The 8,871-nt window shown below is 41.9% G+C and carries 7 protein-coding genes; 2 read left to right on the top strand and 5 right to left on the bottom strand.

The window, feature by feature from the left end; genetic code table 11:
• Positions 1-289 precede the first annotated feature (289 nt).
• Positions 290-1,840, bottom strand: coding sequence for an AMP phosphorylase (locus tag QXF67_01555; protein ID MEM3060204.1), 1,551 nt, complete (start codon positions 1,838-1,840; stop codon positions 290-292).
• 20 nt (positions 1,841-1,860) lie between these two features.
• A complete protein-coding gene (locus QXF67_01550) occupies positions 1,861-2,850 on the bottom strand; it encodes an S-methyl-5-thioribose-1-phosphate isomerase (GenBank protein MEM3060203.1) in 990 nt (329 codons plus the stop codon).
• A gap of 72 nt (positions 2,851-2,922) precedes the next feature.
• Between QXF67_01550 and QXF67_01545 the strand changes: the two genes are divergently transcribed.
• Positions 2,923-4,182, top strand: coding sequence for an ABC transporter permease (locus QXF67_01545; protein MEM3060202.1), 1,260 nt, complete (start codon positions 2,923-2,925; stop codon positions 4,180-4,182).
• A gap of 51 nt (positions 4,183-4,233) precedes the next feature.
• Here QXF67_01545 and QXF67_01540 read toward each other — a convergent pair whose 3' ends face one another.
• The 3 genes from QXF67_01540 to QXF67_01530 form a co-directional block, all read right to left on the bottom strand.
• The gene (locus tag QXF67_01540; GenBank protein ID MEM3060201.1) at positions 4,234-4,446 is read right to left on the bottom strand and encodes a hypothetical protein; all 213 of its coding nucleotides are present in this window, start codon (positions 4,444-4,446) and stop codon (positions 4,234-4,236) included.
• Positions 4,447-4,491: 45 nt separating this feature from the next.
• A complete protein-coding gene (thsB, locus tag QXF67_01535) occupies positions 4,492-6,162 on the bottom strand; it encodes a thermosome subunit beta (protein ID MEM3060200.1) in 1,671 nt (556 codons plus the stop codon).
• Positions 6,163-6,624: 462 nt separating this feature from the next.
• Positions 6,625-7,593, bottom strand: coding sequence for a hypothetical protein (locus tag QXF67_01530; GenBank protein ID MEM3060199.1), 969 nt, complete (start codon positions 7,591-7,593; stop codon positions 6,625-6,627).
• Between the two features lie 90 nt (positions 7,594-7,683).
• On the opposite strand from QXF67_01530, the gene metK reads away from it, so the two are divergent.
• On the top strand, positions 7,684-8,862 hold the full coding sequence (gene metK / locus QXF67_01525; protein ID MEM3060198.1) for a methionine adenosyltransferase: 1,179 nt from the start codon (positions 7,684-7,686) through the stop codon (positions 8,860-8,862).
• Positions 8,863-8,871: the final 9 nt, after the last annotated feature.

Below are 8,871 nucleotides of genomic sequence, written 5' to 3'. Positions count from 1 at the left end.
AAAAATAGAGTAAGGAAGAAGGTTTGGTGGCATACGCGATTACACGGGTTCTTTACTTAAAAGAAATCAAAAGTTCAAAAATAGAGTAAGGAAGAAGGTTTGGTGGCATACGCGATTACACGGGTTCTTTACTTAAAAGAAATCAAAAGTTCAAAAATAGAGTAAGGAAGAAGGTTTGGTGGCATACGCGATTACACGGGTTCTTTACTTAAAAGAAATCAAAAGTTCAAAAATAGAGTAAGGAAGAAGGTTTGGTGGCATACGCGATTACACGGGTTCGTTTCATATTTTATTTTACTGTGCTTAGGATTATCTTCTGAAGTTCAAAAGCTTCCCATGCCTCAAGGGTTTTTATTGCAAACGAAAGCTTACTTTCGCTTTCGGCATAGATGGTATAAAGTACATCCCCTTGTTTTACCTTGTCTCCTTTCTCAAAATTCATATAAAGACCGGCTCCTTTGTCAGTGGGAGCCCCTGCTGCGCGAGCTATTTTTGAAATAAGGCGATTGTCTACGTGCGCGATTCTTCCTGTTTTTTCTGCAACAACATCGTAGGTGTACTTTCCTACTTCTATGTCCTTTGAAGTTACCTTTGGATCTCCGCCTTGCAGTTCAATTATCTCTTTAAGCTTTGCTAGTGCTTTTCCGGAATCAATGAGCCTGTTGGCAACTTCATAGCCTAGTCCTTTTTTTACTTTTCCACAAAGCTCAAGCAAAATTCCTGCCATTTGACAGCTCTTGTCGCGGAGGTCTATTGGTCCGCCCCCCTCCAAAACTTCTAAGACATCTCTGCATTCAAGGGCTGGACCAACTCCTTTTCCGATCGGGTCCGTCCCATCAGTAATTAAAGATTCTATTTTCATGCCTAGCCGATTTCCAAGAACAAGAAAATCCCTTGCAAGTTTGCTGGCTACTTTTTGATCTGTTATTTTTGCTCCTCTTCCTGCCGGTATATCTATAACTATATATTGCGCTCCAACGCTTTTCTTCTTTGCAAGGATTGAGGCAAGCATTATTCCCCATGGGTCAAGGGATAGTGGATGCCTTATTCGGATAAGCTTGTCGTCTGCTGACGCGAGCTCCATGGCTCCGCCCCACACTATGCAGCCATGAGCCTTTAGAACAACTCTGCGCACTTCTTCAATTGAAAGCTCAACATTGCAAAGGACTTCCATTGTGTCGGCGGTTCCAGCGGCTGAGGTTATTGAACGCGAAGATGTTTTTGGTATATAAACACCGGCAGCTGCACAGATTGGAACTATAAGCATGGTTGTTCTGTTTCCCGCAATTCCACCTATGCAGTGCTTGTCTGCAATCGGCTTCTTTTGAAGATTAAGAGTTTCACCGGAGTTTACTATTGCATTGGTGAGGGCTACTACCTCGTTCTCGGTTGAGCCTCGAATGTACATGCCTGTTATGAATGCTGATAGTTCTGACTCTGAAAGGCGGTTTTCCATTAGGTCCTGTATTATTGCATCTATTTCGCTTTGAGAAAGTTCTTTGCCATCAAGTTTCTTTTTTATATATTCCATTGATTCTGGCTTTTCCATCTGCCTGATAAGGATTTTGTCACCGTCGCCTACCCCAAGCTCCTCTGCAACTTCTTCATAAATGCCTATTTCTCCTCTCTTAATGTGATCTCTGGATAAGTTCACTATGGCGATAGTCTTTCTTTTGTTATGCTCAAGCAGGACTCGGTATGAAGGATAAATATCGTTCTCGATAGCTTCCTCTTCATTTAAAACAACTATTTTTCTTCCTGCTGTCATGTCAAAATGATGTACGGTACAAAGGTAATCCCTTTTTCTAAATACTTTAGAGTCAGGTGCTTTTCTTACCATGTGTAAAACCACTTACAAAGTTATATTGGGTTTTTTATTCCAAGCTCACTTGAGACTATCCCGGACAAACTCTGGGGAGGAAAAATTCCAAGCTCAGTTATATATGAAGTTATTAGTTTAGCTTCTGTTCTATCAAATGCAGGATTAAATGCATCCACTCCTTTTAACTTTATTCCGCCAAAGAAGCTTCCCTTCAGTGATGAGCTTGGCTTGAGGGTAGATAAAAGCTCTTCTTTAGGCCTTGCTTCTATGTCCTCCATCTTACCCCAAATTGTTGCTGGGTCAAATTTATATATTTCCGCTGCACAGTAAAAAGGGATTCCTCTGGAGTTCGCAAGCTCTGCTATCTGAGAAGTTCCTATTTTATTAATTAGCTCACCTGAAACAGAAATTGCGTCAGAACCGACTATAACTACAGCTGGCCTAAATTCTGCTATAGATGCTCTTACGGCAGAATCTGCAATTAGGGTGCACTTGATGCCGGCATTGTGAAGTTCCTTAGCAGTTATTCTCCCCTGTAATAAGGGACGTGTTTCCGTGCAAACAACCTGTTTTATTCCTCTCGTTTCGCTTGCGCGGATGAGTATTGCTGTCACGGTTGACGAGTGGCAATGTGTAAGAACAACAGAATTTTTTGGGATGAGTTTTGAACCTATCTCTGCAATTCTTTCTGAGTTCCTCCGCATATTTGACTCAAATTCCCTTGCCTCGTGCTCCATTCTCTCTTTTAGCACGGAAATGTCTTCGGTATTTTCAAGATTAAGACGAAAGAAGACAAAGCGCAGTGCTTTGCGTAGAGAATTCCTCAACATCGGTTCTGTTGGGCGCGAGGAAGCAAGAATATCAGCTGCTTCCAAAAGTTCTGAGATGAATTCTGATGCGTTTCGTGCCCTTGATGATTTTGCCTGATGGGCAAGGGCTTTCACTGCTGCCTTTGCTATATTGCGAGCCCCCTGTATCTTGAGGGATTTTATTGCGTTGCACGTGAGCAAAACACTCTTTGAAACCATCTAAAAAGATTGTAATAGCCATATTAATAAGCTTTCTTTTGAAGATTAGCAAAAGAGGGTTGGTGCGCACCGATGATCGAGTTAAACAGGATGCTTTCAGAGGGCCAGGAATATTTGCTTTATGCCATAGAAAGCATGAAGCACCGAAGCCTGCGCAGCTGGCTCACAATAATTGGTGTTATTGTTGGCATAGCGGCAATAGTGGTGCTTGTTTCGATAGGCCAAGGTTTAAATGATAGCATTCAAAGTCAACTTAAAAATTTTGGAGCTAATACAATAGTCATAATCCCGGGAAAGGAGATAAGCGTCCAGACTGCATTTTCAAGAGCAAATTATAAGCCGCCAAGTGTTGGGAAGCTATACAAGAGTGATGTTGAGCGTATAAAAAAACTAGAGGGAGTAGAGTATGTTTCCGCTGTGATACAAGCAAGTGCTGACGTGAGGTATAAAACGCAGAGTATAACGGCTTTTTTGACGGGGATAGAGCCAAGCCTGTTTAGGCAAACACAGCTTCTTGAAATAGAAAAAGGAAGGATGCTTGTAGAGACAGACCGGCAGGTAGCAGTCATAGGAAGAGGGATAGCGTATAATGCATTTGACAATGAAATAGAGATAGGAAGTTTTGTTTATGTCGGAAACGAGCAGAAAAAATTTAGAATCGTAGGAATATTGAAGGGGGGTGGAGGAAGCGGACAGGCTGGAAGAATGATCGACTCAGCGTTTTATATACCGATAGAGGACGCAAGAGATATAGCAGAAAAAAGTTTGGTTGAAAATGAGGTTTCAGCGATAAGGTTAACTATAGAGAAGGACCGCAATATGGAGGAGATGAAGGAGATTATAGAAAGCGAACTTCTTTCTGCCCACAAGCTAAAAAAAGATGAGCGAGATTTTTCCTTGATTACGGCTGACTATATATCAAAACAAGTTGAACAGATTACTGGAATATTGACCCTATTCTTGGGGGGCATCGCTGCCGTGTCACTTATTGTTGGTGGCGTTGGAATTGCAAATACGATGTTTACGGCAGTAGTTGAAAGAACCCCTGAGGTTGGTATACTCAAATCTATTGGCGCAAGTAGGAAGAAAATAGAAAAGATATTTCTTGTTGAGTCTGGGCTTATTGGGGCGATTGGAGGAGCGTGTGGGATAATAATAGGTGTCGCTGCAGCTTTGGGTTTGAATATTTTGGGTGGGATTCCTACTTCAATCAATGCTGCTTTTGTAGGATTCTGTTTTGTATTTTCTATTTCCGTTGGTCTTTTATCTGGATATTTCCCTGCTAAAAAAGCTGCTGAGTTAGACCCTGTAGATGCGCTAAGAAGGTATTGAGCAAAAGATAGGTTGGACATTGGTTGTGCTTTTGAGTTGTGAAGGTTTAGTTTAGGGTTGGAACTTCTCTATTTGCTCTTTAGGTTTTGAAATGGATAAACCTGGAAAATTGAAGCAGTTGAATCCAACACTATCTTTGTGTAGAGGAGTTGTGTGAAGACTTGGTAATCTTCCTCTAATCCTCCTCCAAACATATGCGTTGTACTCATCCTCACTTATGCCGTTTATGTGGAGACTAGTAATCTTTCCTGTTAGTGCAACCATCGGCAGTTTTTTATATGCTCCTCACTTATGCCGTTTATGTGGAGACTAGTAATCTTCCCCTAATCCTCCGCCGCCTTCTCCGCCCATTCCTCCTCCTTTGCCTCCGCCTGGCGTAGTTGATGTTTTGCCTTTGGAAGAAATCATGTCGTCTATTCTCAGTAACATTTTTGCCGCTTCATAAGCCGATTGGATTGCCTGCTTTTTTACCTTTGCTGGTTCAACGACACCCAGAGATTTCATATCCTCAAGTTTTGCTTCATTGACGTTTACACCTATGCTTCCTCCGTTTTTTTCCTTGTGTTTTGTGCGAAGTGAGACTATTGCATCAATGGCATCCATTCCAGTGGACTCTGCTAGTGTGCGCGGGACAATTTCAAGGGATTCTGCAAAGGCAGAAATTGCAAGTTGCTCTCTTCCACCAACTTTTATAGCATATTCTTGCAGTTTTCCTGCCAGTTCTATTTCTGCGCTTCCTCCGCCTGTTACTACCCTACCGTCTTCTATTGCAGAGGAGACCGCGCCAATAGCGTCTTTTATTGCACGCTCGCCTTCTGAAACTACGTGCTCTGTTGAGGCGCGCACAAACAGAGTCACAGAAGTGGCATTAGCGCAGTCTTCTACGAAGACCATTGCCTCGCCTGCTATTTTTCTTTCTTCGACCTTACCGGCTTTGCCTATCTCCTTCTCGCTTAAATCTTCAAGACTCGTTGCGATTCGTGCCCCTGTTGCTCTGGCAAGCTTTTCCATATCAGATTTCTTGACTCTGCGGACAGCTGCAATTCCTTTCTTTGCAAGATAATGCTGTGCAACATCATCTATGCCTTTCTGGCAGAAGACTACATTTGCGCCACTTGCAGCAATCTTTTCAACCATGTCCTTTAACATCTTCTCCTCCTGTGCCAAAAACGCCTGCATCTGCTCTGGAGAAGTGATTTCTATCTTGGCGTCAACTTCTGTCTTTTCAATTTCAAGAGCTGCGTCCAACAAAGCAATCTTGGCGTTCTTTATGCTTTTTGGCATCTGAGGATGGACTATTTCTTTATCGATGAGCACTCCCTCAATCAGGGTTGTGTCATGTATACTTCCTCCGGCTTTCTTTTCTATTTTGATCAGGTCCTGATCAATCACGTACTTACCGTTTTTAAGCTCGGCAACGCGGGTAACGGCCTTGACAACAAGCTTTGCAAGCTCTTTCTTTGCATCTCCTGCACCTATGGCTTTTGAACCCATCGCAACTGAAGCTATATCTTCAAGAACTTTGGTGTCCTTGAGTGATACTGGGAAAGATATTTCATCAAGATATTCTACTGCTTTTTCAGCAGCAATTGTATAACCTTTTATTATTGTGCTTGCGTGGATGTTTTGGTCAAGAAGGTCGCCTGCTTTCTTGAGAAGATTTCCTGCAATCATAACTGCAGTTGTAGTTCCATCGCCTACTTCCTTGTCCTGCGTCTTTGCAATCTCAACCATTATCTTTGCGGCTGGATGCTCAACATTCATCTCTTCAAGGATCGTGGCTCCGTCGTTTGTTATGACAATATCTCCAAGCTCTGAGACCAACATCTTATCCATTCCCTTTGGACCCAAAGTTGTCCTAATGGCATTTGCAACTGCATATGCAATCGCTATGTTTGTCCTCTGAGCGTCTCTTCCAAGAACTCTTGTTGCGCCTTCCGGCAAAATCAGAACTTGTTGGCCTTCCAAATTTCTTGCCATAGGTACTCACCTCCGAATTCAAACTTAAAGAATAGCAAGCGATGTCTATTACTTTTCACGAAAATAGTTTCTCGCAATTAAATTTCTTACAAGTAATATTTCAAGCTTATAATACAAACAACTTGTATAAATACTTTTTGGTAGCGCATCGTTTTTTAGGTTGTTTTTAATATAGTTTTATGTTTTGTGATTCGTTGTCGATTTTTGGGTGGCTTTTTGGTCTGGGGCAACCTTTGGAAGGTGGAATCTGCTTTTGTAAAGTCAGCAAGTGATGCATAAATGCCAAATTTCCAGGATAGGATTATTGTAAAGGGTTAAAAATTAGCGAGGTGATGGTTAGAAGAGATTAAGGATAACGCAGTAGCTATAAATAGAAAAAGAAGAAAAAGGACTCTAATCATGCCTAAATGCATAGGGCCATTATATTGCAATATTGTAAAAGGATTTATTGTAAGAAGGGGTTTATATTGTAAAAGAGCGGAAGCCGTTAGCTGAAAGAGAAACGGCAATATCCGGAATCCTGCTTTTTTTTACCAATGCAAGAACGGCTCCCCCCATTCCTCCTGCTCCAGTTAGCTTGCAGCCAAAAACACCGGGCTGTGCCATCAAAACATCTATTGCTTTTTCAATGCTTTTGCTTGAAACTCCTGCATCTCTTAACAACTTATGGTTCTCATTCATCAGATTTCCGATAGCTTGCGGCTCCTGTTTTTTTCGCCTAAGTTCAACCAGAAAGCCTCTCAGTATTTTTCTGTAAGTGAGTCGGATTTCTTTTTCACTTGGATTCCCAATCAGATATTTTGTGAATTTATGTACAAGCCTCGATGTTTTTGCTTGAGCTATTTTTTCCATGGAAGTATCCACTATCAGAAAAACACAACTTTGCGGGAGTCTAATGTAAATTTGCTTAAATTTGGGTGGGCTGCAGTCTGTTCCTCGTCTAAATAGCTGTGCTTTTCCTTCTACAACAGTTTTTGCATCTATGCCTGAAGGATTTGAGTGTGACACCTTTTCAGACATTTGGGTTAATTCAAAAAGTTGGTTTTTAGTAAGCTTAAGCCTAAAATATTTTGAAAGAGCTTTTGCAGCTGCACACGCAATTGAAGCTGAGTTGCCCATCCCTTTTGGAGCATCTGAATAATGAATAACCATATCCAATGCGGGATGGGTTTTGATATCTGCAAGCTTCAGGACTTCAAAATATATTGGGGCAAGCGATTGCAATGTAGAAGAGCCTACGGCTTCTCCGTCTAAGCTCAGCTTTAACGCTCCATTTTTTCCTCTGATATAGAGAGTGTCTGAGCCTCTTTTTTTGGAAAGTTCTACGCAATTTTTTAGATTACAGGGTATGGAAATTGCTCTTTCTCCATGCACAACGAAGTGCTCGCCACACAGTATTGCTTTTGTTGGCGCACAAGCAAAGATGCTCATCTTCTTCACATCTCCATTTAAACTCAAAAATGATATAAAGAATTGGATTTTAAAAGCAATTAAAGAAAATGTTTTGAAGGAGGTTTCGATATGGCTGACAGATATTTATTTACTTCCGAATCAGTAACCGAAGGGCATCCAGACAAAGTCTGCGACCAGATAGCTGATGCAATATTGGATGATTTAATAAGACAGGATCCACAATCCCACGTTGCGGTAGAGGCGCTTGCCACAACCGGAATTGTAATTGTAGCTGGGGAAGTTACAACTAAGGGATATTCGGATGTAGAGGGGATAGTTAGGAGAACCATTGAAGAAATAGGCTACACTAAGCCGGAGTACTATTTTGATTGCAGAGGAAGCGGGGTTATGGTCTCAATTCACTCCCAGTCTCCGGATATTGCCCAAGGAGTTAGAGAAGAAGACCTAGAGGAGATAGGGGCTGGGGATCAAGGCATAATGTTTGGTTATGCTTGTGACGAAACTCCCACGCTTATGCCTCTACCGATTTCGCTTGCACATAAACTTGCATATCGGCTTGCGGAAGTGAGAAAGAAGGGGATTGTGCCCTATTTGAGACCTGATGGAAAAACTCAGGTAACGGTTGAGTACAAAAGAAAGGACAATAGTCCAAAGGGGGTTAGCGCAGTGGTTATAGCGGCGCAACATGATGAAAAGTATGATGGAAAGGAGGTAAGCCTTGAAAGAATAAAGGAGGATTTAATTGAGAATGTTGTAAAGCCCTCGCTTGGAGAGTATTATAGCCCAAAGACCAAGGTTATAATAAATGGCACTGGCAGATTCGTTTTGGGCGGACCTGCTGGGGACACCGGAGTCACTGGACGAAAAATAATAGTTGATACCTATGGAGGGATGTCATCTCATGGTGGGGGATGCTTTTCTGGAAAAGACCCTACTAAGGTAGACCGTTCGGCATCGTATATGGCAAGATATATTGCAAAAAATGTCGTAAAGGCTGGGCTTGCAAGAAAGTGCGAAGTTCAGTTGGGATATGTAATAGGCATTGCTGAGCCAGTATCTGTTTTTGTTGATACCTTTGGAACAGAGGCTATTTCAAAAGAAAAAATCGAGAAGCTTGTAAAAGAGAATTTTCGCCTAAAACCTGGGCAGATAATACGTGACTTGGATCTGAGGAGACCAATCTACAAGAAGACTGCTTGCTATGGACATTTTGGGCGGGAAGAACCAGAATTCAGTTGGGAACGAACAGACAAAGCTAAGATTTTGAGGGAAGAAGCAGGAATTTAAGAACACGTG

The organism is Candidatus Anstonellales archaeon (assembly GCA_038869735.1).
Lineage (GTDB): Archaea > Micrarchaeota > Micrarchaeia > Anstonellales > CG1-02-47-40 > JAWCQO01.
The sequence above is the reverse complement of the archived record's forward strand: the minus strand, read 5'-3'. Positions and strand labels throughout refer to the sequence as shown.